Annotated in this window: 20 protein-coding genes; 8 read left to right on the top strand and 12 right to left on the bottom strand. The window is 54.3% G+C overall.

The features are described from left to right. Positions 1 to 10: 10 nt before the first annotated feature. Positions 11 to 1,261 (bottom strand): trypsin-like peptidase domain-containing protein, encoded by a 1,251-nt coding sequence (locus DF283_RS06660; RefSeq protein WP_303673956.1) that lies wholly within the window; start codon positions 1,259 to 1,261, stop codon positions 11 to 13. Between the two features lie 357 nt (positions 1,262 to 1,618). Here DF283_RS06660 and tilS point away from each other — a divergent pair, with 357 nt between their 5' ends. Genes tilS through DF283_RS06645 form a run of 3 tightly spaced genes read left to right on the top strand, consistent with a single transcriptional unit; the run spans position 1,619 to position 4,849 of the window. Further along, positions 1,619 to 3,163, top strand: coding sequence for a tRNA lysidine(34) synthetase TilS (gene tilS, locus DF283_RS06655; RefSeq protein ID WP_303673955.1), 1,545 nt, complete (start codon positions 1,619 to 1,621; stop codon positions 3,161 to 3,163). Then, positions 3,160 to 3,738, top strand: coding sequence for a hypoxanthine phosphoribosyltransferase (hpt, locus tag DF283_RS06650; protein WP_303673954.1), 579 nt, complete (start codon positions 3,160 to 3,162; stop codon positions 3,736 to 3,738). Before tilS ends, hpt begins: the two co-directional genes overlap by 4 nt. A gap of 10 nt (positions 3,739 to 3,748) precedes the next feature. Next, positions 3,749 to 4,849, top strand: coding sequence for a DUF3326 domain-containing protein (locus DF283_RS06645; RefSeq protein ID WP_303673953.1), 1,101 nt, complete (start codon positions 3,749 to 3,751; stop codon positions 4,847 to 4,849). Here the strand turns inward: DF283_RS06645 and DF283_RS06640 are convergent. Continuing rightward, positions 4,839 to 6,545, bottom strand: coding sequence for a tetratricopeptide repeat protein (locus DF283_RS06640; protein ID WP_303673952.1), 1,707 nt, complete (start codon positions 6,543 to 6,545; stop codon positions 4,839 to 4,841). The genes DF283_RS06645 and DF283_RS06640 overlap by 11 nt on opposite strands. Positions 6,546 to 6,940: 395 nt before the next feature. On the opposite strand from DF283_RS06640, the gene DF283_RS06635 reads away from it, so the two are divergent. Then, on the top strand, positions 6,941 to 8,029 hold the full coding sequence (locus DF283_RS06635; RefSeq protein ID WP_303673951.1) for an alpha/beta hydrolase: 1,089 nt from the start codon (positions 6,941 to 6,943) through the stop codon (positions 8,027 to 8,029). 16 nt (positions 8,030 to 8,045) lie between these two features. Here the strand turns inward: DF283_RS06635 and DF283_RS06630 are convergent, their stop codons facing one another. Then, positions 8,046 to 8,816 carry an ABC transporter permease gene (locus DF283_RS06630; protein WP_303673950.1) on the bottom strand — a complete coding sequence of 257 codons (771 nt, stop codon included), beginning with the start codon at positions 8,814 to 8,816 and terminating at the stop codon, positions 8,046 to 8,048. After that, the gene (locus tag DF283_RS06625) at positions 8,813 to 9,859 is read right to left on the bottom strand and encodes an ABC transporter ATP-binding protein (RefSeq protein WP_303673949.1); all 1,047 of its coding nucleotides are present in this window, start codon (positions 9,857 to 9,859) and stop codon (positions 8,813 to 8,815) included. Before DF283_RS06625 ends, DF283_RS06630 begins: the two co-directional genes overlap by 4 nt. Before the next feature lie 743 nt (positions 9,860 to 10,602). Between DF283_RS06625 and DF283_RS06620 the strand changes: the two genes are divergently transcribed. Further along, positions 10,603 to 11,982 (top strand): GAF and HD-GYP domain-containing protein, encoded by a 1,380-nt coding sequence (locus DF283_RS06620; RefSeq protein ID WP_303673948.1) that lies wholly within the window; start codon positions 10,603 to 10,605, stop codon positions 11,980 to 11,982. On the opposite strand, the gene DF283_RS06615 is transcribed toward DF283_RS06620, so the two are convergent. Beyond that, the gene (locus DF283_RS06615; protein WP_303673947.1) at positions 11,904 to 12,668 is read right to left on the bottom strand and encodes a lipoate--protein ligase family protein; all 765 of its coding nucleotides are present in this window, start codon (positions 12,666 to 12,668) and stop codon (positions 11,904 to 11,906) included. The genes DF283_RS06620 and DF283_RS06615 overlap by 79 nt on opposite strands. Positions 12,669 to 12,798: 130 nt before the next feature. Beyond that, the gene (locus tag DF283_RS06610) at positions 12,799 to 13,017 is read right to left on the bottom strand and encodes a hypothetical protein (protein WP_303673946.1); all 219 of its coding nucleotides are present in this window, start codon (positions 13,015 to 13,017) and stop codon (positions 12,799 to 12,801) included. Between the two features lie 380 nt (positions 13,018 to 13,397). Between DF283_RS06610 and DF283_RS06605 the strand changes: the two genes are divergently transcribed. Together DF283_RS06605 and DF283_RS06600 are read left to right on the top strand one after the other, a co-directional pair. Beyond that, the gene (locus DF283_RS06605; protein ID WP_303673945.1) at positions 13,398 to 13,988 is read left to right on the top strand and encodes a hypothetical protein; all 591 of its coding nucleotides are present in this window, start codon (positions 13,398 to 13,400) and stop codon (positions 13,986 to 13,988) included. A gap of 282 nt (positions 13,989 to 14,270) precedes the next feature. Further along, positions 14,271 to 17,051, top strand: a complete 2,781-nt coding sequence (locus DF283_RS06600; RefSeq protein ID WP_303673944.1) for a M16 family metallopeptidase — start codon at positions 14,271 to 14,273, stop codon at positions 17,049 to 17,051. Positions 17,052 to 17,282: 231 nt separating this feature from the next. On the opposite strand, the gene DF283_RS06595 is transcribed toward DF283_RS06600, so the two are convergent. Then, positions 17,283 to 17,612: a hypothetical protein gene (locus tag DF283_RS06595; RefSeq protein WP_303673943.1), complete on the bottom strand. Its 330-nt coding sequence runs from the start codon at positions 17,610 to 17,612 to the stop codon at positions 17,283 to 17,285. A gap of 345 nt (positions 17,613 to 17,957) precedes the next feature. On the opposite strand from DF283_RS06595, the gene trmFO reads away from it, so the two are divergent. Further along, a complete protein-coding gene (gene trmFO, locus DF283_RS06590) occupies positions 17,958 to 19,328 on the top strand; it encodes a methylenetetrahydrofolate--tRNA-(uracil(54)-C(5))-methyltransferase (FADH(2)-oxidizing) TrmFO (protein ID WP_303673942.1) in 1,371 nt (456 codons plus the stop codon). Between the two features lie 112 nt (positions 19,329 to 19,440). Here the strand turns inward: trmFO and DF283_RS06585 are convergent, their stop codons facing one another. Genes DF283_RS06585 through DF283_RS06565 form a run of 5 tightly spaced genes read right to left on the bottom strand, consistent with a single transcriptional unit; the run spans position 19,441 to position 25,721 of the window. Beyond that, complete coding sequence (locus DF283_RS06585) at positions 19,441 to 21,039, bottom strand: NADH-quinone oxidoreductase subunit N (RefSeq protein ID WP_303673941.1); 1,599 nt, start codon at positions 21,037 to 21,039, stop codon at positions 19,441 to 19,443. Between the two features lie 4 nt (positions 21,040 to 21,043). Beyond that, on the bottom strand, positions 21,044 to 22,663 hold the full coding sequence (locus DF283_RS06580) for a complex I subunit 4 family protein (protein ID WP_303673940.1): 1,620 nt from the start codon (positions 22,661 to 22,663) through the stop codon (positions 21,044 to 21,046). 24 nt (positions 22,664 to 22,687) lie between these two features. Next, on the bottom strand, positions 22,688 to 24,664 hold the full coding sequence (gene nuoL / locus DF283_RS06575; RefSeq protein WP_303673939.1) for an NADH-quinone oxidoreductase subunit L: 1,977 nt from the start codon (positions 24,662 to 24,664) through the stop codon (positions 22,688 to 22,690). Positions 24,665 to 24,683: 19 nt separating this feature from the next. Then, the gene (gene nuoK / locus DF283_RS06570) at positions 24,684 to 25,013 is read right to left on the bottom strand and encodes an NADH-quinone oxidoreductase subunit NuoK (protein ID WP_303673938.1); all 330 of its coding nucleotides are present in this window, start codon (positions 25,011 to 25,013) and stop codon (positions 24,684 to 24,686) included. A gap of 21 nt (positions 25,014 to 25,034) precedes the next feature. Further along, positions 25,035 to 25,721, bottom strand: coding sequence for an NADH-quinone oxidoreductase subunit J (locus tag DF283_RS06565; protein WP_303673937.1), 687 nt, complete (start codon positions 25,719 to 25,721; stop codon positions 25,035 to 25,037). Positions 25,722 to 25,729: the final 8 nt, after the last annotated feature.

The following is a 25,729-nucleotide window of genomic DNA, read 5'->3' as shown; positions in this document are numbered from 1 at the left end:
AGTCGAAAAACTATGGCTTGCCGGGATACAAGGGCTTCACTCGCAGTTTAGCCGGAACCAAAGCCTCGTCCGTATTGGTGGGAAGCGGCTCACTGAGAACCCCCACCTGAATACGGTGCCCGTTGCGCAAAATCTCCAGATTAATTTTGGTGCTAATGGGCTTCTGCCGAATGCTTTCCTGCACCACATCGGCCTTGGTGGCCAGCTTGCCGTCAATTTTCTGGATGACATCGCCCTGCATGAGGCCCGCCTTGTAGGCCGGGGAGTTTTGCATGACCTGAGCAATGACCACGCCTTGGGTTTCCGGCGGTAAGCCCACGTGCTTGGCCAAATCGGGGTTCAAATCCACCATGGAGATGCCCACCCACGGGCGAATGACCTGCTTCCCGGCGATCAGGGTGTCGGCAATGGGCTTCACCGTATCCACGGGGATGGCAAAGCCAATGTTCTGCCCCCGGCCGGAGATGGCGGTATTGATGCCGATGACCTCCCCTTTGAGATTGACAAGCGGGCCGCCGGAGTTGCCGGGGTTGATGGCCGCATCCGTCTGGATAAAAGACATGTTGGTATTCAGATCCGGGACGCGCCGGGACAGGGCGCTAACGATGCCCAGGGTCACCGTATGATCAAAGCCCAAGGGGCTGCCAATGGCAATCACCCACTCGCCGGGACGCAGCTTATCGGAGGTTCCCAAGCTCACCGGCACCAGATTGGGGGCGTCAATCTTGATCACCGCCACATCGGACACCGCATCCCGACCGATCAATCGGGCCGGGAACTGACGTCCGTCGTTCAGTGTCACTGTCATTTTATCCGCCGTGGACACCACGTGATTGTTGGTGAGGATATAGCCGTCCTTGCTCAGAATCATCCCGGAGCCGTTGCCGGTGATGACCTGAGATTGTGTCCCGCCCCCGCCAAAGGGGGTAAAGGGGCTGCCGCTGCCTGCGTCAAACCCGAAAAAGCGGCGCAATAGGTCATCGCTGAAGGGCAAGCCGGACAAATTGGGGGCCACGACCGAGGCGTTTTTCTCAATGTCGATATTCACCACCGAGGGAGCCACCAGCTCGGCCACATCGGCCACCAGATTGGGAGAAAACGTTTGCGGCATAAAGTTCAGGGTGCGCGCCATGGCCGGAGCCGCTTCCAGTCCAGCCAACGCACCGGACGCCAGCAAGGCCGTTACCATGACCGAAGCGGCCAATTGGGTTCCTTTTGAGCGGCTTCCGTTTGAACCGAAAACCTGCCAACGGGTCAACATGGTCAAAACCTCCTCCAAATATGCAACTGAATCAATCTTTGGCGGAATGACCGCCAGTATCCTGAGCCCACGGAGTCCGGTTCTCAGGGTTCCGGTTCTCAGGATTTCAGTTCTCAGGGCTTTTTCCAACACCATCGATGCCTTTGGGGATGATTCGCTTGAGAAAAGGCCCGATTTGAAGTAAAGTTTACCATATCGGGAATCCTTGGAAAAAGTAGACTGCACTGGGTCCATCTCCCCACCCCAAGCCCCGAAGCGCCATTTTAACGGCCCCATTAAAGGCCCAATCGTCAGGGACACCACACCCGACCGTCCCCGTTTATATTTGAGTTCGACAGGTACCCATAAACCGCTGATATGAGTTTAATTCTCGATTCCGTTATTGATAACCTGAAGGCGGAAGGGTTTTTACAATCCACCCCACGTACCCATGTGGTGCTGGCCTATTCCGGCGGGGCAGATTCCACGGCCTTACTGTTTTTACTGGCGGAACTCCAGCAAAAATACCCACTAGAGGTGACCGCCGCCTATTTCAATCATGGCTGGCGAGGCACCCCACCGGAAGAACTGCCTCTGGTGCATCAAAATTGTCTCAAATGCGGCATTCCGCTGGTGATTATTCAGGCCGATAAAACGCTTCCCAAAACGGAAAAAGCGGCCCGGGAAGCCCGCTATGAGCAACTGACCCGGTTGGCCAAAGACTTACAGGCCGATGCCGTTTTAACCGCCCACCACGCCGATGATCAGATCGAAACCCTGCTCTTCCGCATTATGCGAGGCACCGGCATTGATGGGCTGGCGGGTATCCACAAGCGCCTGACCTACAGCGCACCGGGCCTTGGCAGCATTCCCGTTTTACGCCCCTTGCTGGATACCGCCCGTAAAAAAGTGCTGGAGTACGCTCAGGAAAAGCAGCTGGCCTACTTCAACGACCCCACCAATCAGGAAAATCGGTTTCAGCGCAACAAAATTCGCAATCAAGTGCTGCCTCAACTCGTGCAGCAGTTTCCGCAAGTCAAAAACTCCCTGTTCCGCCTCAGTCTGGTGACCGAGGGGGATTTACAGATCATCGAGGACAGCATTCAGGCGGTTTGGAGCGAAGTGTACGGACAAGATGACGCTGGCCCCTATCTGTCCACCCTGCGTTTCAATCAGCTGGGCCTGCCCTATCAGCGGCGCATTTTAAAACGCTTTCTGGCAGAACAGGATTTATACGCTGATTTTGAAAGCATCGAGGACATTTTGGCCTTTATCCGCGGCGATGGCCGCAAAAATCTGGATTCCGCCTTAAAATCACTGGAAAATACCGAAGGTGGTCGCAGCCGGTTTATGGCCCTGTACAAGAATCGCTTGCGCATTATTGCCGACCCGGAGCGAGAGCCGGTCAATGTCTCCGTGGCGGTACCCATCCCCGGCCACCTGCAAGTGCCGGAACTGGACAGCACGTTTTACGCCCAGCCCTGGCAGGAGCCTGAAAAGGTTCGTATTTCGCCCATCCGGCCCAACGATAACCAGCAAGTGTATGTCAATCTGGCGGAATTTGCCGACAAACCACTGGAGCTGCGCACTCGTAAGCCCGGTGACAAGTTTCACCCCATGGGTATGGAAGCGCCCATCAAGCTGAAAAAGTTTCTCATCAACCGGAGCGTGCCCCGCTTTACCCGCAATGGGCTGAAAGTGCTGGCCCTGGGCAACGAAGTGCTTTGGGTGCCCGGATTGGGCATCAGTCAAAAACTGAAAATCAAGGATAAAACCCCCCCCACCCACCTGCTCAAGCTGAAAAAAGGGTTACTGCCGCCCGAAGAGTGGCGGGTCATTGAAGAGGCCCCGGATCGGGAAGCCCTATTGCCGGAGCCATCGTTTTTTACTGAGGAATTAGTCACAGGAGCCGACACCGAATGAGCCAAGCCGCCTCGCCCACCGTTTACAAGCCGGAACAACTGGATATCCACTTCAGTGAAGCGCAAATTCAGCAGCGGATTCAGGAGATGGCGGGGCAGATCAACGAGACCTACGCAGGCTGCGACAAGTTGATCATCGTGGCCGTGCTGAAGGGCTCCTTTATGTTTGTGGCCGATCTCATCCGCCATATCAAAATCCCTTGCCAGATTGAGTTTGTGCGATTGGCCAGCTACGGGAACGGACAGGTCTCTTCCGGCAGCGTAAAGCCCGTGGATTTGTCCCTGCCTTCTCTCTCCGGGGAAAACGTTTTGATTGTGGAAGATATCATTGATACCGGCCTGACCCTGCACTTCTTTATGGATTACGTGAAATCCTTACACCACACCCAATCCCTGCGGCTGGCCGTGTTGCTGGACAAAAAAGAGGCCCGCCAGAATGAAGTTCAGGTCGATTTTTCCGGCTTTACCGTGGGCAACCAGTTTTTAGTGGGCTATGGGCTGGATTACGCGGGCTACTACCGAAACCTGCCCTACATCGGAGTGGTTCGGGACGCAGGCCAATTCACTGAAGGCTAACATGCTCCCGATGCGACAGCGGCCCTTTGTGGCCGGGATGATTATCCCCACAGGCATCGGCGCGTCCCAAGGGGGCTTTGCCGGAGACGCCACCCCCTATTTAAACCTGCTGGCCAGCGTGTGCGATGTGCTGCTTACCCATCCCAACGTGGCCAATGCCGCTGTTTTTCAGAAACTGCCAGCCAATGCCCTGTACGTGGAGGGCTACGGACTGGATCAATTCCTGAGAGGGCAATGGGCCTTGCGAGCCGCACAACATCAGCGCATCGGGGTGGTGCTGGATGCGGGGATGCCCGAAGACATGCGTGTATTGCACATTAACACCATCAACGCCGTTAAAAGCGTTTACGGGGTGGACATTATGGGTTTTATCCTGACCGATGAGCCCATACACACCGGCTGCGAGATGACCGCTTCTGGCTGTTCCTCCGGCTATTTAAGGAACCCGGACGTACTGCTGAACGCTTGCCAACGCCTGCAAGCGCAAGGGGCCACCGCCATTGCCTTGTGCATGCTACTGCCGGAACTGGAAGAGGATGAGGCATTGCTGGAAAGCACCTACCGCCAGGGCGGCGGTGTGGACCCCATCGGGGGAATTGAAGGCATCCTGTCGCATCTGGTGGTTGCCGAACTGGGCATCCCCTGCGCCAATGCCCCCGTTTTTGTGTGGGAAAAGGCCAAGCCCGTGCTGGATGAAGTGCTGGACCCTCGCACGGCCGCAGAATTTATTGCTCCCACCTTTTTGCCCTGTGTGCTGACCGGACTGACCCAAGCCCCCGCTCTGCGGCCCATTGCGCAAGCCCAAGCGGGGGACTTGACGCTCAACGACCTTTCGGCGCTGGTGGTACCGGCCAACGCCCTGGGCGGACAGCCCGTGTTGGCCGCCCTCAGCCAAGGCGTTCCCGTGTTGGCCGTGGAAAGCAATCAAAGCGTGTTATCCATGACTGCCAATCTGTTTGAGGCCCTACCACCCGCTCGTAGACAGCTGCTCCGGTCCGTACACTCCTATGAGGAAGCGGCGGGGGTGCTGCAAGCCATGCGGTTGGGTCTGACCCTGGACAAGCAGCCAGTCACCGAGTTTTCGTCCAAAACGCTTTCAATTAGGTCATAAACAGGTTGTCCAGCCGCTCCTGAATTTCAGCAGACTGCATTTCCTGATTGTCGGCGTTCAGGGTCAGTGCCTGGGCATAGCCCTTGGCCGCCAGAGCCGTTTCGCCCATGGCCTCGTACACCCGGGCCACATTGAAGCAGGCCAGCGTGTAATCCGGCTTTTGCTCAAAGGCGGTCTGGAACATTTCCAATGCCATTGGCAACTGACATTTTTCATCCAGATAAATAACCCCCAGATTGTTATAGGCAATGGGGTTGTCCGGATTCAGGGCCAAGGCCTGCTTATAAGCCACAATGGCCTCATCATTCTTATCCATTTGCCATAGCAGGTAACCCATGTAGTTGTGGCATTCGGCATTGTCCGGGGCCACGCTCAAAATATAGCGATAAGTCTCAATGGCGGCCTCAAAATTGCCTTGCTCCGTGTAGATATCACCCAGCATGCTCAGGCACTCCAGATCAGCGGGGTCCAACTGGGAGGCCAACTGAAACATACTGACCGCCGCTTCCAGATCGCCTCGGACCTGATACTGAATGGTTCCCAGCGTTTGGGCCACCGTGGCCGTCCAAACCGCATCCTTACCCAGCTTGATGGCCGTTTGATACTCCTGAATGGCCCCGTCAAAGTCGTTCAGCTTGAACAGCACATAGGCCATGTTGCTATGCACGTAGGCGTTGTCCGGCTGCTGGTTGAGCAACTCTTTATAATAGTAGAGAGAGCGCATGTACTGGGCCTGATCACAGTAGACCTGGGCCAGGGTGTAATAGGTATCAAAATCCGCAGCCTCGGCCTCCACCACTTTTTCCAGACTACGCACGGCATTATCCCGGTCGTTGCAGGCGTTGTACACATGGCCCAGCTTTTTATGCAGGACAAGATTGTCCGGCTCCAGCTCCTGAGCCCGGGTGTAGTAATACAGGGCCCCATCCCGATTGTCCCGTTCGGCATGAAAATCCCCCAGCAGGTGATAGAAGATGCCTTCCTGCGGCATGGTGCGGGTCGCCCACTGGTAGAGGCTGCCGGCCAGCGGCGCCAGACCCAGGGTTTTCAGGAGCCGGGCCCCGCCCAGTAACCCGAAAATCTGGAAATCGGCAGTAAAGGCTTTCAGTATGACCCTGCAAGCAGCCTGATCGGTAGGTAACTGGAGCGCCCCCACGGTCATCCGCTGAAATCCCTGAGCCCAAAGCATCGCTCGGCTGATGAGCGGCATTTCATAAGCGAACTGTGATTTTTGAATCAGGGTTTTGCCCAGAGCCAGATGAGCCCGAGCCGGGCTTTGGCCCTTTTGCGCCTTGGTGGCCGCCTGACGGAAGTGATAAATGGCCTCTTCCAACCGACCCGATTGCCGCAAGAAGTAGCCTTTAAACAGGTGGGCTTCACTAAAATCGGGATTCAGGGCCAAACCGGTGTCGCAATATTCCATGGCCAACTCCAGAGAAATGCCCCCCCGGTCCCACAGGGCCGCCGCCAGCTTCACATGCGCTTCCGGCAGGGCCGGGTTCATATCCAGGGCCTGCCGATAATTGGTAATGGCCACATCCAGATCGCGTTTGGCACTGCGCGTTAAATAATCGTTATAGTGTCGGTTCCCGAGCGATAAAAAATGCTCCGCGGACACTTGCCGGGTTGAACTGAGTTCCGGCAAACGGGACAAGGAAAACGACTGCCACTTGGACTCGGGATGCGGTTGACTCATAACTTCACTCTGCACCTTCTCGCTAACTACGATCAGAACAACGGTCCCACTCGGCCTGCAGGCCACGAGGGAGTGGTTGGGGCATGGGTTGCGGAGAAATATCCTCCTCACCCATTACCTGGCAGGCAGTCCGTATGCCACTGGCTCTGTCCATAGAGCGTCCATAGATAGGGATTCGGCAGTCGGTTACAAAACTTTACTTTAATTTCCGCTTTTTTCTTAAAATCCAATTTTTTTTATGACAAGCGGATACAAAAGCGCTATAATCCGCTGAATAATACCTATCAAAATCAGATATTGTCATATCCATTTCAGGGGTTTCTAATTGATTGGGGTCAATATGGCTTTTCCCACCGGGAAAGCCGTCAAATCATTTCATTAGGGGAGGAAAACCAATGCCTGCCATTCAGCCGGGCTTAAAGCCCGTACTTTACGCATCCACCAGCAAAAGCGCCCTGCGTCATCAACCCGGCCTGCAAGCACTGGCCGCCACTTCACCCAGATTTCAGGGTCGCTTGCTAAACTGGCGAGAGGAAGAACCGGCTGAGGCGCCCGACGATGGAAAACCGGAAAAAAACGGGAATCAGGGCCCACAAACCGTACTTGGCCAGATCCAGACCCTGATGACCAGCCTGATTGGCCTCCTGCCGCCCCGTGCCCTGCATGCCCTGGAACACAAAAATCTGTTTGCCGGGCACTACATGCCGGATCTGAAAGTATCGCTGCCTGAAGTCAAAAAGCAGCATCCGCATTTAAAGGAGATGCTGAACCAGATTGAAGAGGTGTCCTTTCAGTCCTCTCATTACCCGGATATCCGCAACTACGGATGGTTTATTCCGCCCAGGGCGGGCAAGCCCACCATCCTGCATGCCATGGGCAACAAATCCTCCTTGGTCAGTATTTTGCGCTACCATCCCCTAATTGAGGATGGGTATGGCTTTATGGCCTATGAATACCCTGGCTACGGAAGCACCCCCGGCAAGCCCAGTGAATTGGGGCTGTATCAATCCGCCTTTATGGCCAGCGAGTTTTTACAACAGGATAAGCACATTCCTGCCGAAGAGCAGGTGTTCCATGGCATTTCGCTGGGCGGGGCAGTCACCGCCGAATTGGCCCACCGGGTGGGGCGGAACAAGGCGGTAATACTGGAATCCACCATGACCAGCTTCCCGGATGTGGCCAAGCGCAAGGTGGAAAACTATGCGCCCGCCTGGCTGGCCCCGCTGCACAAGCTGACCTTCAGCCAAATGCAGTCCATTGAAAAAATGCCCACCATCAAAGCCCCGTTGCTGGTCTTGCACGGAGACAAAGACACCCTCATGCCCCGGCATTTCGCCCATCAGCTCTGGGAGCGGGCTGGAACCCCACTCCCCCTCAAGAAGCTGATTACCTTTCGGGATCAGGGGCACAACATCGATACCGGACATTCAGTGCCCGCCATTCGCCAGTTTTTAAAAGAACTGCCCGAAAGCCCTGTGCGCTGAAGGCAAGGCAGGCGGGCTATTCCGAGAGCTTCTCCCGGAAAAACCAGGTGGCGCCCACAAAGCTAAACAGGGCGAAGGCCCAAATCACCAGAAGGTAGCGCCACTCGATATGATGATTGAGCAGAATATCCCGACCGCCCTCGAAGGCCGCCGTGGTGGGGAGCCACTGAATGACAGGGCCTATCCAGCCCGGCAGGGCGGTAATGGGAAAAAACAGACCGCCCAAATACAAAAGCGGGGTGATGAAAATGGTTTGAGACTGGGCGATATGATCCGGCTTGGGAAAGGAGGTGCCCACCATGCTACCCACGCAGGTGAAAAATATACAGCCCGGAAAGACCAGTAAGAAGTACAGGGGCAAGGCATCCCAGCGGATGACCACCGGGGAGAACAGCAGCAAGATGGCCGCCACGATGGCCCCTTTGATCAGGGCCACCATAAAGCCACCCAGAATTTCGCCCATAATAATGTCGGTGGTGTGGATGGGCTTGATGCGATATTCATCCAGCATTTTCTGATGCCAGCGATCCATCCACAGGCCCCAGGCCCCGGTGCGATAGGCTTCCAGCAGGATGGTCATGGTGATCAGCCCCGGGGTGAGGAAGGCCATGTAGGAAACGCCCTCCACCTCGGCGATATAGCCCTTCAGGCCCAATCCAAAGGCCAAAAAGAAGGTAAAGGGAATGGCAATGGTGTTGATGGATTCATTCAGCCAGCCCTGAGCCTCCTGCAACAGCACCTTATGGGCAATGGGCCACACCCCCCGACGAAAATAAATCAACTTCATCCGGCTGCGGCCTCACTGTCTTTCCAGTCTCCCGATCCCGCCTTGAAAGTGGCCATGGACTTTCCGGCCACGGTCAGATACACCGTTTCCATGTCCGCCTGAGCCAAGCCCAGCGACTTTAAATGGGCCGGTTCAATGCGGGCCATTAAGGCGCTCAAATCTTCTCGGTGATTTAAACGGAAGTGCAAGGCATCCCGGTCCAGCACGGTGACCTGAGAAATCCAGGGGGCCAATTGCTCTTGATACCGCTCGGCCAACGGCTCCGTCAGGGTCAGTTCGTACATATTGGGCGGGGAAATGCGGGCCTTCAGCTCTTGCGGGGTGCCAATCATCATGACCTCCCCGTAGTTCAAAATCATGACCAGATCACTCAGGCGATCGGCCTCTTCCATGTAGTGCGTAGTCAGGATCACGGTGGTTTCCTGCTTCAGGACCTGAATAGTCTCCCAAATCTCCAGCCGGGCCGCCGGATCCAGCCCGGTGGATGGTTCATCCAGAAACAACAGCCGGGGGCGATGAATCAGGGCCCGAATGAGAGCCACCCGCCGCTGCATCCCTCCAGAAAAGTGATCCAGGTAATCGTTCCGCCGCTCATACAGACCCACTTGCTCCAACAGGGCCTGTATGCGCTTTTCATAAACCGGCTTTTCCATACCGTGCAAGCGGGCATGCAGGGTCAAATTCTGCCATACGGTCAGATAGCGATCGAAGTGGTTGTCCTGGGCCACAATGCCAATCAGTTGTCGAATATCGGTGTTTTGCCGCCCCAGCTCAAAGCCCTCAATCAGGGCGGTTCCACTGCTGGGCCGCATAATAGAAGTTAAAATGCGCAACAAGGTGGTTTTACCAGCCCCATTGGGGCCCAGTATGGCGAAAACCTTGTCCCGGGGAACCTCAAACGTGACTCCCTTCAGGGCATTTACCATTCCTTGCGGACTGTGAAAGCGCTTGGTCAGGTGATCCACCCGAATGGCCACCGCCGCCCCGGAACCAGAGGATTCCGAAGTGGAGGCAACCGACTGGGTGTCTGGGGGACTGTCCACGATTGAATACTCTCTCTTATTACTGGCTTGCGCCGTTCTCTCTAGCACTAGGGTATCCACTCTCTGGCCCGCTGACAAGTCCTGACCTCCCGGTTGCTGCTCCTCCGAATTCAAACATTGCAATTTCTTAACACTCAAAAACCCAAACGCCTCATGATTCAGAGCATTCATTTTATAAACAATCCAAAAACCACTAGCACAAACCCTCAAACGGCTGCGTTTATGCCAACAAGCAAAGCGCCAAAACCAATTTTTAGCTTGGGACAATCGTTAGGAACAAGGCGGGGAACCACAATCGCACACACACATTAAAACCACGATCGTGATTGGACCTGCGAGTCCAAAAAACGGTTAGGGGAAGCATCGGATTAAAACCTGGTCTTATACAGTCTGATACAAAAGAAGAGAAGAACGGTTAGAGCTGATACAAAAAATATTGCGTTTGTCAGAGAAACAGCCCTTGATGGAGTCTGTTGATTGGATGCGAGACATTCTGTTTTTTACTTGAGGGGTAAAATTAACAAGGCCCGGCCAATGGCTGGGCTTTTTCTTTTGAGGAGCTTGCCAAGGCGCGCCGCGCCGTCCGAATGCCCATCCCCTCAAAAAATGGGTAAAATGTTGTAACCGACTCATAAAATTTTCTAAAGAGTTGAGAGAAACCGCCGATAAGAAAGAAACAGGCCGCAAAACCACCCCTTCCCGGTTTGGCCTGAGCCGTTAAACCCGCCAGGAGAGCGAGCCCCTTGGACAAACAGACTGCCAAAACACAGCCAAATCTTCCTCATTCCCCGCTGGATGAGTCCGGGCGCGATCCTCTGGAAGCCATTTATGCCCTCAACATCGGCGACTTCGTGACGGAAAACTTTATTTCCGATGATCTGCTGACCAAAATTAACGAGCGTCTGGCCGATAACCCGGCCAAGCTCAAGGCGCAGCTGGAAGAGCTGATCCAGATTTACTCCATCGATAAAACCCTGGGCGTGCTGGGACTGGACGCCCAATCCGGCTTTTTGATTTACGACTCCATTGCCGCCACCCTGGCCCAGATGTTTCAGGTGGACGCCTGCCACTTGTTCCAGACCGCCACCAAGGATACCAGCGAACAGTACCTCAGCCTGACCGGCACCTCACTGGAACTGGATCGCCAGCAACGCTGGGAGGTAACCATCCCGGCCAGAAGCAATAACCTGCTCAGCGATGTGTACCAGAACCACAAAACCCAGACCTTTGCCCGGCTGGACACCGTGCCCAACTGGCTGCCCAATGACCGGCTGGCCCAGGGCAAAACCCAAAGCCTGATGATCACGCCCCTGCGGGAAGGCGGCAAATCCATGGGTCTGCTGTTGTTTGAAAGTTACCAGCCCGCCGAATTCTCTGAAGAGATGGTGGCGCTGGCCGAGGTGGCCGCCGAAGTGTTTGTCACCGGCATGCGCTTACAGCAACTGGTGGCCGAAGCGCAGGAATGTATCGCTCAGTCCGGCCCACAAGCGGCCAAAAACCTCAACAAACTGTTGAATATGCGAGCCCAAATCACAGAAAGCATTGCCGATTTGGGCATCCATCAGCAGGAGTTTGTGGAAGCCCTGTCCAAAGCGGTAGACGCCCGTCAGAATTTCACCAAAGGCCACTCCAAGCAGGTAGGGCTGCTGGCCAGGGCCATTGCCGAAGGCTTAAGCCTGAATGAAAAGACCGTAGACCTGACCTATATGGCGGGCCTCCTGGGCTCGGTGGGCAAGGTACACATACCGGATGAAATTCTGCACAAAAAAGAGAGCCTGACCCCCCAAGAGTGGGAACACCTGCGGGATCACCCCAACGTGGGCGTCAGTTTGCTGGTCAAAATCAACTTTCTCTCGGAAGTGGTACCCTTCCTGCACTCCCAGAATGAGCGCTGGGACGGCTCTGGCGGCCCGGAAAAGCTGAAAGGCAGAAGTATTCCGCTGGGTAGTCGCATTCTGGCCGTAGCCAACGCCTATTACGCCATGACCCAGGAACGCCCCTACCGGGGAGAACCACTGTCGCACGATGAAGCCCTGCAAACCCTTCAGCGGGAAGCGGGCAGTAAATGGGATCCGCTGGTGGTGGACACCTTGTCCAAAATTTCGTTGGAAGCTCTGGCGTAAACCTCCAGCCACTGGGGCCAATCGGCGATGAGGGCTTCGGCCTGTAGCGAGGACAAAACCTTGCACGGCTCGCCAAAGGTGGATGCGCCAACCTGACACAAGGCCTCAAAAAAGGCTTTTTCCTGAATCTCCCAGGGCGCTAAAAAGGCGGCCCCATGCTGCAACAACCCGCCAGAGCGACGCAACTGGGCGCTGCCAGAGAGCTTTTTCCCATCCCGGGCCAGCAAGTCCGAAGGGGTGTGAGTCTGAAAGCAGACCGGGGAACGTAGATAATCCCGGGTGCCCGCATCCGCAGCCAACCGGGTTTGCAGCCCTAATGTTTCCAGCGCCTGACGCACTATCCCCGAAAGAATGGCATACGCCTCCTTCAGGCTTTGTTGCAAAATGGGGGGGTGATTGGTGATGAATGAAAAAGAAATATCCTGCCCGTGTAAAATGGCCCGTCCCCCAGTGGGGCGGCGTACGATGGCCCCGACATTCTGCCCTTGGCCATAGTAGCGCAACAGAAAATCGAGATCACGCACCTTTTGGTTCACCCCCAGGGACAAGGTGGGCACGTCCCAGCGATAGGTGCGCACCCACAAAACCGGCTTTGGCTGAACCCGAACCCATTCCAGCAAGGCCTCGTCCAGGGCCATATTATAAATGCCGGTCTGGATGCCCGAAGGCAAGGCCAACAGTCGCATGCGTTTTCCTTCAAACGATGGTTTGGACTGTCGCTATTTTACAGCAACCCAACCCCAACGCCCAGAACACACCGACTGAGACTTCAGAACAGAAGCCTGATTGCCGTTTGAATGGGCAAAGTCGCTGGTACTACAAGGCTGAGTTGAACAAGTGGGCCGCTTTTTGGTAGCCACTATCCAGCGTCGATTCCAGTTTTTGAACCTGCAGGGCGCTGGCCTTGCGACAGACAATCTCAAAAGCGGTCTGGGGAGAATCCCCCCACTTCAGGACCCACCCATCATCAGAAAATTCGGCCAGATGGGCGATATTTTTCTGAAGCTGGTTTAGTGTGACTTCGGTTTCCGTCATGAATAAAACCTTCAGTTGCTACTGTCCAAGGTTTTCACCTCAAAACGATCTTCAGTTTAGCCCATGGCCTGAAAAAACGCTCTCCTCCACCAGCACAATCTTTACATTTATTTGCAACTATAGACAACTATTTCCCCGTCTCAAAGCAATCTTTTACAAAATGCTTTGTATAAAAATCTTTCAACTTTGATATGACTATTAAAAGTTTTTGCTAGAATAGATAAAAATTTTTTGTGATGAAGCCGAATGAGTTGAAGCATGTCCTCGCATCCGACAAGCCCGATTGGCAAGCACCCGGTAATAAAACATCCAGCAACAAGTGATTCCCGGTTTCACGGTTTGGTTAGAGTTGAATCAGCAGAGCAAGAGGGGAACAACACATGGTAACCACCACACTGGAGCTTCAGGAGCCCAAGCAGCCCACCGTCAATGCCAATAACAGCAGTCAGCGGCTGGTGGCCTTTCTGGAAAAAACCAACCTGCATAAAAAAGATTTCGCCGAGATGATCGGGGTGACACTGTCTTACGTGTACAGCCTGATTGATGAAAACATCGCCTTCTCCACCCGCACCACCACCCTGGAGCGGATTGCCGTGGTGATGGAAACCGAACCGGAAACCTACCCGGAATACAAGCGCCCGGAAGAGCCCCGTCTGGTGGATGCGGGCATTGAGTTTTTAAAGTCCGTCCAGCGCCAGCAAGGCCTGAGCAACGTGCAGTTCCTCAAACGGTTCCCGCGCAGCCAGCGCCTGGAGATTGTGGATATGTGGCGGGGCGCTTTACCCATGCCTTTGGATTGGGCCAAACTGTTTGCCATTGCCAACGTGCTGGAATTGGGCAAAGAGGACATTTACCCCTACTGGCAAGCCCGCCTGCAACAACACCTGACCACTGGCGGCATTGACGCCATGTCCAATATCGGCTTGCTGAACGCCATGTTTCAGGGGATTAAGGCCTACTTAAGGGTTTAATCCACCCTTTCCCGCCTGAAATCCAGCCTTAAAAGACTGACAAAGCCCCGGCCATCAACCAGTGCCGGGGTTTTGACTTGAAACGTCAAGGCGCGCCGTGCCGCTGCCCTCTCGCTGAAAGCGGGGCACCGTATTATAATCGCAGGCAGGACAGGTTTTGCTGAGGCCCGGAGCATTTTTATCAGTTCAGCGTCAGCAGCATATATCGAGATTTCAAGAGAGCCCAGTTTTTACATACAGCGTGGTTATACAACCAGTTGCGGAAAGGGAATATCAATACTTATGAGCCCCATTTCTTTTGGCCCTATCCACCCCCGTCACTTTTCCAGCCAACAAATCAAGGCCCTGGCCTGTACCCTGCTTATTTCAGCATCCGGTGGCTGGTGGCTCAACCCGGCCCTGGCCAATAGCGTCATTCCCAAAGTGGAAACCTACACCCTGCCCACCGGGCAAACCCTGTATATCAAGGAAGATCACAGTCAGCCCATCGTCACCATCGACACCTGGGTGAAAACCGGTTCGGTCAATGAAAATGACAAAATCAACGGGGTGTCCCACTTTTTGGAACACCTGCTCTTCAAGGGCACCGCGCAATACAAGCCGGGCGTCATCGATCGCATGCTGGAGTCCCGGGGCTCCCAGTTTAACGCCGCCACCAGCGACGACTTTACCCATTATTACATCACCACGGCCACCCCTTACTTTCAGGAAACCCTGAAACTACACGCGGATATGCTGCTGAACGCGGCCATTCCGGCCAGTGAGCTGCCGCAGGAGCGCAAGGTGGTACAGGAAGAGATCAACCGGGCCAACGATAACCCGGATCGCCAGCTCTACACCGAGTTGGCCAAACTCATGTACGGCCAGCACGGCTACGCCTACGATACCCTGGGCCCCAAGGAAAACATCGCCACTATCCCTCGGGAGAACATTCTGGAGTATTACCACTACTGGTACCAGCCCCAAAACTTTAACACCATTATTGTGGGCGATGTGAACCCGGAAGAGGCCAAAAAACTGGTCACGGAGGCCTTCCCCAAGCCGCCCTTTCTGGCCCCCAAAAATTATCAGGCCCCGCAGATTGGTCTGGTTCAGCCGCCCAGCGCCCCTCAGGCCAAGGTGCTGGAAAACCCCAGTATCACCCAAACCTATTTTGCCCTAGGCTTTTTAGGCCCCGCCCAACAAAAGCCGGACGATGTGTACGCCCTGGATATCGCCCTGCTGGCTCTGGGAAATGGCAAGAGTTCCCGCCTGTACCAGGCGTTAAGAGAGAGCAAGCCACTGGCCAACAGCGTTTCCGCGGGTAATTACACGCAAAAGTATTCGGGCCTCATCGTCATCAACGCGGAGGCCAAGCCGGAAAACCGAACCGTGGTCAAACAGGAGATCCTCAAACAGCTCAAGCAACTGAAAGCCAACGGCATTACTCAGGCAGAGCTGGCCAAGGCCAAAAACCAGTATATAAAGGACTTTGTATTCGAGAATGAAAGCACCGACGGCACCGCCTCCAGCATTGGCTACAACGTGACCATTGGCAGCCTGCAGGATTATCTGGATCACGTCAGCAATGTGGAAAAAGTAACCCTGGATCAGGTGAAGGATGCCCTGAACCGCTATCTGAATTTCAATCAGGCGGTGATGGTGGAACTCCTGCCCAGTAGCCTGAAAGCCAATTTAAAGGCGGAAAGCAGCGCGGATGTGGCCTTGTTGCAAACCGCCGAGAGCTTCCCCATTGTGCCCAGCGCATTGACCCCCAAGGCGACGGAAACCATTGAAACCGCTGAAGCCGACAGCGCCATCGAAAAGAAAACCCTGCCCAACGGCATGACCCTGATTAGCAAACCCCGCAAAAGCTCCGCCACGGTGGCCATTAAACTGTTCATTAAAGGAGGACAGGGGGTCGAAACCACTCCCGGCACCGCCAGTCTGGTCAGCGCCCTGATGATGCAGGGAACCCCTTCTCGCACCGCCGAGGCCATTAGCCGGGAACTGGAGAGCAAGGGCATGAGCTTGACCGTATCCGCCGATGACGATTTTATTGAAATTACCGGCAGCGCCATCCGGGAGGATCTGGGCGAGTTGTTCGCCGTGCTGAAAGACGTGCTGCGCAACCCCTTGTTTGCTCAGGATGAAATCAGCAAAAAGAAAGAGCAAATTCATCAGGCTCTGGCGGCCAGCCGGGACACCCCTTCCTCATTGGCCTTTGAAAACCTGACCACGACCCTCTACCCTCATCACCCCTACGGTAACGAGGGCAAGCGGGTGGAGGATAGTCTGGATGCCATCTCCCGGCAGGATTTGCTGGACTATTACCACTTGTACTTTGTGCCGCAGAACATGGTGGCCTCCGTGGTGGGGAATTTTGATCAGGCCACCCTGCAGAATTATCTGACCTCTTTATATGAGAGCTGCACCAGCTGCCAGCGCAGCCTGGTCAGTACCGCGCCGGTTCCAGCCCTTACGGAAAGCCGGACGGTGACTGAGGAAAAACCGCAACTCTCCGCCACCTGGCTGGCCCAGAGCTGGTTAGTGCCTCCCATTCGGGCCCAAAAGGACTACGTGGCCCTCAAGGTGCTGAACTCTCTGCTGGGCACCGGGATGAGTTCCCGCCTGTTCGTGGATTTACGGGAAAAACAGGGGCTGGCCTACGTGGTGGGCAGTATGTTGCCATCCCGGGAAGAGAAAAGCCGATTTGTGGCCTACATTGGCACCGATCCGGCCAATTTGAGCAGGGTGCAAAACGGCTTTAACCACGAGATTACACGTCTGCAAAACGAACTGGTGCCGGACAAGGAACTGGCCGAAGCCAAAAGCAAACTAAGAGGCAGCTTCTCTCTGGCCCACAACACCAACATCAACCAGGCCTATTATCTGGGCTTTTACGAGGTGGTCGGTGCCGGGTATGAATTCGATAAAACCTATCCAGCGCTTATTGAACAGGTGACCCCGCAAGACATACAGCGGGTGGCAAAAATGGTATTCTCGGCGCCCAGCGTATTATCAATCGTAAAACCCACGCCAGTGGCGCCCGGTGCGTCATCCGGTAAGCCTGGCCGCAAATGATGGGATTGCAATCCACCAGCCAGCATCCGCACAAACGAGCATAATCAGGGTTAAAAGCACCCTGCTGCACTGCAAACTGTGTTATCCGCCCCGGCTAATCGCAAGGTCGTAATTGATCGTGATTACTAGAGGCCTTACGCATAATGTTTGCGTAAAACGCGACAGTAGAAAATCTGTTCCAGCCTGATTATCAGCCGTCCAAAAAAGTAAACCGACTTTAGAATACGGGTCTTAACCGAAGGTTTTGAAGGTCGATTCGATGTTTTTCCCGATCACCTTACGAACCGCGTCAATCTCCGTCTGCACGGCTTCCCGCTGGGTATCCACCCGACGCAGCTGCAATTCCAGGGACTTGTCAATCGCCTGAATGGCCGCCACACGAGCCTGGATCTGCTGAGCCTCGGGTCCCTCCGGCTCCAGATTGGAACTGATGGTAAACAAAGCACCCGTCACGTTGGCCAGCTGCATTCTGGCCTGGTTGATAAATTGGCCCTGAAGCTCCAGATCGCTCTTTCGAGCGGTGAGCATCATATATCTTGCTTGACTTGCTGCAAACCCCATTGATTTTCTCTCCTCCTGTTACCAGTAGAATAGTGGGTATCTAGCTCAGGCACGCCTTTGCTAAACTGTCAGTGAACATTTTTATCTCTCTCCTAGGAATCGTTAGCCACATCCAAAAACAAAACATTCACTAAAATAATAAAAACAATCTTTTAATGCTGATTGCTCGGCGTTTTAGCCGTGAAACCGCCCTTCACCCCGTCCCCTCCCAAAATGAGTTCCAAAAAATAGCTTCAACATATAACCGATATTGATGACTGAAATAATTAGGACACAGCCTTCTCACAAATCTTTATCGCAATGACAGTAACGTTTTTTAACATCCTCTAGAAAGAAAGTGCCACCGTGTCATCCACAAAACCCATACACATCATCGGCGCCGGACTGGCAGGTTGCGAAGCCGCTCTGCAACTGGCCAAACGTGGATTCGAGGTCTTTTTATACGACCAAAAGCCCGAACATTGTTCCCCCGCTCATCACAGCAAAACGTTGGCGGAAATCGTATGCAGTAACAGCTTTGGCTCGGTCAATAATGAGGAAAGCGCCTCAGCGAGCGGCCTGTTAAAAGATGAAATGAGCGCCCTGGATTGCGAATTGCTAAAAATCGCCCGTGCTGTGGCGGTACCGGCGGGCAAGGCCCTGGCCGTGGATCGGGAAGCCTTTACCCAGAAAGTGACCGAGACCGTCAAAGCCCATCCCCGGATTCACTTCATCTGCCAGAACGTTACGGAAATTCCGGATGAGGGCTGGGTACTGATTGCCACCGGCCCCATGACCTCACCGGAACTGGCGGAAGCCGTTGCCAAGCGGCTCAAACGAGACCAACTGTACTTCTTTGATGCCGCCGCGCCCATTCTCACCAAGGACTCTATCGACTTTGACATCGCCTTCTTTCAGGACCGATACAACGCCGGTGCGGAAGGCAAAACCGAGGACCCGGGCAGCTACATCAACTGTCCCCTGGAGAAAGCGGATTATGAAGCCCTGGTAGATATTTTGCTGAACGGTGAGAAAACAGAACTGAAAACCTTTGAGAAAGAATCCGCCTGCTTTTTTGAAAGCTGTATGCCGGTAGAGATCATGGCCGCCCGTGGTCCGCAAACACTCCGCTACGGGCCCATGAAACCCGTGGGTATCACCAATCCCCGCACCGGACGCTGGCCTTATGCCGTGGTGCAACTGCGACAGGACAACGCCGAGGGCACCTTGTACAACATGGTGGGTTTCCAGACCAATTTGAAATGGGGCACCCAAAAGCAAATGATACAGATGATCCCCGGGTTGGCCGAAGCCAACGTGGTGCGCTACGGTGTAATGCACCGTAATACCTACATCCACAGCCCCGAAGTGCTGCTGCCCACGCTCCAGCTCAGGGAACATCCGCACATTTTATTTGCCGGCCAGCTCACAGGCACGGAAGGATACACGGAATCCGTGGCCACAGGCATGTTTGCCGCAATAAACATTGCCCGCCTGCACCAGGGACAGCAAGCCGTTATTCCCCCCGCGGAGACTATGCTGGGCGCATTGCTGCGCTATATCACCCGTCCGGAAGCCATTCACCAGAACTTTCAACCCATTAACAGCAACTGGGGCATCCTCCCGGAATTACCAGAGGGTTCCTTTCCCCGGAAAAACAAAAAAGCCAGAAACCAGCTCTATGTTCAGCGCAGCATGGCAGCAGTTCAAAACTGGCGGCAGGAAGCGCTGGACTAGAAAAAACGACAGCCAGCACCACTTACGGTTGCCTCAAACGGTTGCATCAAAAAAAGAAGTCGGCTGAACCACCGACTTCTTTCCATTGAGCATTTCAATCCAAGAGATCTTCTTAACGACCGCCGGGACGAATCATCATGACTTTCACCGGCTGAGCGCTGGCATTGGCGTTCAATGCGGAATTTTCGGTCATGGCCTGAATGGCCATCCCGGAGAATGCCATCATGGGCTCAGCAAAGACACCCAGACCCAAGGTAGCCGCCAGACAGAGGGCGAAAACAAAAGACACCTGACTGAAGGAACGCTTGTCCGCCTCCTCGGCAGGCAAGGCCTCCACCGCGTCGGAGGGCTCGGCAATGACCATCAGGCGAATCACGTTCAGGTAGTAGTACAGGGAGATCGTACTGGTTAACAGGGCCACCACCACCAGCCACAGGTACTGACTACCCGCGTTGGCCACGGCCTGAAAGAGGAAGAATTTGCCAAAAAATCCGGCGGTAATGGGAATACCCGCCAGCGATAACAGCATAATGCTGAGAATAAAGGTCATTGCCGGGCGCTTGCGAACCAGACCAGCGTAAGCGCCAATGTCCACCCGACCCGTTTCGTTCTCAAAATGGGTAACCACGGCAAAGGCACCCAGATTCATGAACAAGTAGGTAATCAGGTAGTAAACGATACTGGATAAACCGGCGGGACTCATTACCACAAAGCCCAGCAGCAGGTAACCGACGTGAGCCACTGTACTGTAGGCGAGCAGGCGCTTGATGTCTTTCTGGGTCAAGGCAACCACGTTACCAATCACCATGGACACCACCGATAAGACAATCATCAGGCCGGACAAGGCGGGCAAGTGGGCAAACACGGTCGAAAAAAGCCGCATGGCAAAGGCGAATGCGGCAATTTTGGATACCACCGAGAGAAAAGCCACAACCGGGGTGGGCGCACCTTCGTAGGTATCAGGCGCCCACATGTGGAAAGGCGCGGCGGACAACTTGAAACTGATGCCACCCACAATGGTGGCCAGCATGATGGCAATGACAATCGGATTCACCTGACTGGCCGCTGCCCCAAAATGGCTGGCCATCACGGAGAAATCCAGACTGCCGGTCAAACCGTAGAGCATGGAAAAGCCAAACAAAAGAATCGCAGTGGCCATACCACCGTAAAGCAGATACTTGAGACCGGCTTCCGCACTGAGTACGTTACCCCGCAGATAACCCACCAGGATATAAGAAGAAATACTCAGTGTTTCCAGAGAGACAAAGACCATGATCAGATCCTTGGCCCCACTGAGCATCATGCCTCCCAGAAGGGCAGACAACAGCAAAACATAATACTCACCGGGGACTTCCGCCTTTTTGTCCACATAGGTGCGGGTGAACAAAAGCACCATCAAGGTGCCCACCACCAGCAGGGTCCGAATCAGCAAGCTGAACAGATCCCCGGAAAACAGACCTCCGAACACATCAAAGCTGAGATAACGGGGGTCAGTCACGTAGCCCAGATTCCAATGGATGCCCAGCATCACCAGGGTCATCACCAGACCCAGCAAGGCATACCCCCAGATCTCCTGTCGTTCGGCCAGCGTCTTGCTGACAGCCAACCGGTACACAGAAACCAGAATAAAGAGTACCAAAATAATTTCAGGAGCGATTAAAGGCATGTTGTTTTCTTGCATAAATCGCATCAAATCATTGTTGAATAGCATGGTTCTAATTGGCTCCTGCACTACGGGCGGTCAACAGGGACTTCAGCGCCGGTTTCTGCGCCGCAACATGTTGCGCATCCAGATCAGCGTAATGTTTGGTAGCAATGGCGCTGACATCGGGCTCAAACTCAATGGTGATCAGCTTGGGATAAACCCCGAAGGCGATGACAAGTAAGGTCAGGGTGGCCAGCACAAAGACCTCGCTGGAGGTGGCATCTGGCAATTGCGTCCAGCGTTGCTGAATGGGGCCGAAAAACACCCGTTTCAGCATCCACAGCAGGTAGGCCGCCCCGATGATCACCCCAAGGCCTGCCACAAAGGTAAGTCCCTGAATGGAGAGATTAATCTGGCTGCCAAAGAAGGGAATGGTTTGAAACGCTTTTGAAACAAAGGCCCCATAGAAAACCAGGGTCTCACTGGCGAAACTGACCAAAAGCGGCAAGCCCAGACTTGCCATGGACATAAAGAGAAAAAAGTAGAAAATAATGGGGGTTTGGGTGGCAAATCCGCCGTAATCAGCAATGGCCCGGGTATGGGTACGGTTGTAAAGCGTGCCCACGCACATAAACAGGGCGGCACTGACCAAACCATGGGCGAACATCACAAACACGGCACCGTTGAAGCCAATGGCATTCAGCGCGGACAAGCCCAGCAAGACAAAGCCCATGTGACTAACACTGCTGTAGGCGATCAACTTTTTGAGATCCGACTGCACCAAGGCCACCCCAGCCGTATAGACAATGTTGATAACGGCCAGAACCGCGATGTAGGGAGCCAACACACGGGCCGCATCGGGCAGGAACTCAAAACAGAAGCGCAGCATCCCGTAGGCCCCCATCTTGAGAAGGATACCAGCCAGCATCATACTGATGGGCGTGGGTGCTTCAACGTGAGCGTCCGGCAACCAGGTGTGTACCGGAACCACAGGGAGCTTGACGGCAAAGGTAATAAACAAAGCAATAAAAATAAGGATTTGGGAAGCCAAGGGCAGGTTTTGACCAATGGCGTGCTGAATGGTCTGGTACTGGAACAAAACAGCCATGTCCGCGCCCGGCAAGGAGCGAGCGTGGAAGTAAAGGGCCAATGTACCGGCCACCAGAAACACCGAACCAAACAAGGTGTACAACACAAACTTTATGGAAGCGTAATCCCGCCGTGGGCCACCCCAGATGGCGATCAGCAAGTACATGGGAATGAGTTCCAGCTCCCAGAACAGGAAGTACAGGAACATGTCCCGGGCCAAAAACACGCCCATCACCGAGGTGGTCAGGACAAACAACATGGCGTAATAGAGTTTCAAACGCTTATGGATGGAGGAAAAACTGGCAATAGCGGCCATCAACAGCAAAAAGGTGGTCAGATACACCAGCGTCATGGTCAAACCATCCGTACCCAGGGCATAAGTAATGCCCAGACTGGAAATCCAGGGGACGCTCTCCGCCACGGGCTTCACCCAGCCCAGCCAGGACAGCGAGGAAAACAGAAAGACCAGAGCGGCGCCCGCAATACCCAAAGTATGAGTGGTCCGCCCCTCTTTACCCTCCGGCAGGATCAAAATGGGCGCAATCAAAAGGATGGGGAGAAAGATCAGAATCGAAAAATAATGCTCTGTTAAAAAATTCACAGCCATAAGCTCCTTCAAAGCGTCCTACATCAACCAGTAGAACAACAACAGGGAAAGACAAACCACCGCAAAGAACATCACGGCAATGTATGTTTGCACCTTACCGGACTGCAACTGACGCAGGGCGAAACCCGCCCCCATCACGCTACGGCCGGTAACGTTGACCGCGCCATCAATGCCGCCCTTGTCAAAGGTAGAGGATCCGCGGGCGAAAGCAAGGTAAATGCGGTCAACGAAAGCCTGGTAAATGTCGTCGAAGTACCACTTGTTCGAGAACAGACTAAAGGCAGTGGCGGCCAAGGGTGCCTTCTTGACGGCCTCAGGGATAGCAGGGGCCACCACGTAGAAGATGAAAGCCAAGCCTGCGCCAACGAGTCCAATCACCAAGGACATGATACCGACTTCGGAAAAGGCCGCCTGAGCGAAAGTATGGGCGTGTTCGACGGCGTGGTGCGCCCCGGAGTGAATGTAAGCGCCAAAGGCAGGCAGCCAGTTCACGTCTTTCAAACCAGCCATAGCGATACCAATCAGGGCGGAAGGAACCGCCAAAACCGCCAGCGGCCACTTCATAGCGGTATCTTCGTGATGCACATGGGCTTCGCCCCGGTACTTGCCCCAGAAGGTCAGGAAGTAAGTCCGGAACATGTAAAAGGAAGTCAGACCGGCGGTAATGGCCAAGTTCCAGTAAATGCCCGGTGCGTATTCCTTGGCCCCCAACAGGATTTCATCTTTAGACCAGAAACCACTGGTCCAGAACAAACCGGAAATCGCCAACGTGCCAATGAGATAAGCAATGTGAGTGATGGGCAATTTTTTGGCCAAGCCACCCATCTTGCGCATATCCTGCTCGTCCTCGCAGGCGTGAATCACGCTACCGGAACACAAGAACAGCATGGCCTTGAAGAATGCGTGGGTAAACAGGTGGAACAATCCGGCGGTAAAAGCGCCCACGCCCATCCCCGCCATCATGAAACCCAACTGGGACATGGTGGAATAGGCCAGGGCTTTCTTGATGTCGTACTGGGTCAGGGCGATTGTGGCCGCCACCACCGCAGAGGTAGTGCCAATCAAGGTGATGAACAACATGGCGGTGTCTGAGGCCTGAAAAACAGGATAGGCACGACCCACCAGATACACACCGGCAGCCACCATGGTCGCGGCGTGGATCAGGGCGCTAATGGGCGTAGGACCCTCCATAGCGTCGGGCAGCCAGGTATGCAAGGGCAACTGGGCGCTTTTGGCCATAGGCCCCATAAAGAGCAAAATGGCAATAACCGTAAACGTAGTAGGCCCAGCAAAAGTAGCGATTTGACCCACAAAGGCAGGCAGGGCACTGAAAGACAGGAACGCCGCATCAGGATGCGCCAGCAGGTAGCTGTTCCACAGGGGGAAGCTGAAATACAGCAGCCCCAAAATGCCGAACAAGAAACCAAAGTCTCCCACCCGGTTCATTAAAAAGGCCTTCATACAGGCGGCGGCGGCGGAAGGCTTGTGGAACCAGAAACCAATCAGCAAGTAGCTGCTAACCCCCACCAATTCCCAGAAAATGTAAATCTGGAACAGGTTGGTACTCAGTACCAGACCCAGCATGGAAAAGTTAAACAAGGCCAAATAGCCAAAAAACTTGGCGTACCCTTTGTCGTGATTCATGTAACCGTGCGTATAGCATTGAATGAGGATGCTGATAAACGTAACCACAAACAGCATCATGACCGACATGGAGTCCACCAAATAGCCAAGAGAGAGTTTGAAGTCTCCGGCCTGTAGCCAGGTCATATTACGCTCCAGGGCCTTCACCGCATCAGCGGGCTGGTGAAACAACCACTGCAAGGCGCCAGCCGTGTGCAGCAGCCCCAAAAAAGTGGCGAAAATGGTCAAACCCGAACAAAGCTCTTTGCGAGTGTTCGGGGCAAAAGTGCGAAGCAGCACAATCAAAATAAAAGCAGCCAGCGGGTAGAGGGGAACCGCCCATATATTCTCAACGTTTGCAAACCAATCCATTGTTGTCAGCTCCAAACTCTTACCATTTCAACAGGTTAAAATCTTCCATATCCGCCGTGGCCCGAGCCCGATACAAGGCAATCACAATGGCCAGGCCCACGCTCGCTTCAGCAGCGGATACGGTCAGTACAAAAATTGCGAAAACCTGACCCAACAGGGCATCCCCAAAGGGGGAAAAATTATTGAAAGCCACCAGGTTGATATTCACCGCGCTGAGCATCAACTCAACGGCCATCAAGACACGGACCACGTTACGTCCGGTCAGCACACCGGCCAGACCAATGGTGAAGAGGATAGTGGCAATCACTACATAGTGGGTTAATCCGATGTGGGTTATAAAATCAGGCATAGCTCAAATTAACTCCAAAACTTACTGTTGGGATAGACCGCTTGTGCCGGATTCGGCGTTCTTCAAGGCCGCTTGGCGCTCAGCCAGCTCGGCCTCTCGTTTCTGCCGCAGAGCCTCAATGGCGATCTCCGGTGGGGCGCTATTGGTATCCACTGGCAGGCGGACATCGCCCAGCAGCGTTTCATCCGACTCGTAGAAGCGCTTCTTGGCAATGACAATAGCCCCAATCATGGCGGCCAACAACAAGATGGAGGCCAACTCGAAGGGCAAGGCATATTTGCTGAAGAGCAACGCACCCAGCATGCTGGTACTGCCCTCGATGGTGAAGGCGGCAGCCAGGGCAGGGTTCACTGTACTTAAGTTGGCCCCCGGCCCAATCAGGGAGCCTCGCAACAACAGGGCAAACACGTAGGCGATGATGATTCCGTAAGCCACTTTGCCCGCTTGACTGGCCTTTTTGGCCTGCAGGGGCTTATCACCGGTGAACATGATGGCAAACAGCATAATAATGGTCAGGCCCACCGCGTAAATAATAATCTGGGCGATGGCCAAAAAGTCGGCGTTATTGAGCAAATAAAAGCCGGCAATGGACATGAATACAGCAATCAGGCACAAGGCGGCGTAAATATTACTGCGATTCAAGACGGCACCCAATGCGGCAACCACCGAAACAACGGCAAATATCCAGAAGATGGCGCTATCTAGCATTGATCATT

The organism is Vampirovibrio chlorellavorus, from assembly GCF_003149375.1.
GTDB classification, from domain to species: Bacteria; Cyanobacteriota; Vampirovibrionia; order Vampirovibrionales; family Vampirovibrionaceae; genus Vampirovibrio; species Vampirovibrio chlorellavorus_B.
This window is presented reverse-complemented; position numbering and strand designations above follow the sequence as displayed.

What these genes read in the sequence shown, in the direction of transcription:
- DF283_RS06660 (WP_303673956.1), bottom strand. Translation starts at nt 1,261, where the DNA reads ATGTTGACCCGTTGGCAGGTTTTCGGTTCAAACGGAAGCCGCTCAAAA.
- tilS (WP_303673955.1), top strand. Translation starts at nt 1,619, where the DNA reads ATGAGTTTAATTCTCGATTCCGTTATTGATAACCTGAAGGCGGAAGGG.
- hpt (WP_303673954.1), top strand. Translation starts at nt 3,160, where the DNA reads ATGAGCCAAGCCGCCTCGCCCACCGTTTACAAGCCGGAACAACTGGAT.
- DF283_RS06645 (WP_303673953.1), top strand. Translation starts at nt 3,749, where the DNA reads ATGCGACAGCGGCCCTTTGTGGCCGGGATGATTATCCCCACAGGCATC.
- DF283_RS06640 (WP_303673952.1), bottom strand. Translation starts at nt 6,545, where the DNA reads ATGAGTCAACCGCATCCCGAGTCCAAGTGGCAGTCGTTTTCCTTGTCC.
- DF283_RS06635 (WP_303673951.1), top strand. Translation starts at nt 6,941, where the DNA reads ATGCCTGCCATTCAGCCGGGCTTAAAGCCCGTACTTTACGCATCCACC.
- DF283_RS06630 (WP_303673950.1), bottom strand. Translation starts at nt 8,816, where the DNA reads ATGAAGTTGATTTATTTTCGTCGGGGGGTGTGGCCCATTGCCCATAAG.
- DF283_RS06615 (WP_303673947.1), bottom strand. Translation starts at nt 12,668, where the DNA reads ATGCGACTGTTGGCCTTGCCTTCGGGCATCCAGACCGGCATTTATAAT.
- DF283_RS06610 (WP_303673946.1), bottom strand. Translation starts at nt 13,017, where the DNA reads ATGACGGAAACCGAAGTCACACTAAACCAGCTTCAGAAAAATATCGCC.
- DF283_RS06605 (WP_303673945.1), top strand. Translation starts at nt 13,398, where the DNA reads ATGGTAACCACCACACTGGAGCTTCAGGAGCCCAAGCAGCCCACCGTC.
- DF283_RS06600 (WP_303673944.1), top strand. Translation starts at nt 14,271, where the DNA reads ATGAGCCCCATTTCTTTTGGCCCTATCCACCCCCGTCACTTTTCCAGC.
- DF283_RS06595 (WP_303673943.1), bottom strand. Translation starts at nt 17,612, where the DNA reads ATGGGGTTTGCAGCAAGTCAAGCAAGATATATGATGCTCACCGCTCGA.
- DF283_RS06585 (WP_303673941.1), bottom strand. Translation starts at nt 21,039, where the DNA reads ATGCTATTCAACAATGATTTGATGCGATTTATGCAAGAAAACAACATG.
- nuoL (WP_303673939.1), bottom strand. Translation starts at nt 24,664, where the DNA reads ATGGATTGGTTTGCAAACGTTGAGAATATATGGGCGGTTCCCCTCTAC.
- nuoK (WP_303673938.1), bottom strand. Translation starts at nt 25,013, where the DNA reads ATGCCTGATTTTATAACCCACATCGGATTAACCCACTATGTAGTGATT.
- DF283_RS06565 (WP_303673937.1), bottom strand. Translation starts at nt 25,721, where the DNA reads ATGCTAGATAGCGCCATCTTCTGGATATTTGCCGTTGTTTCGGTGGTT.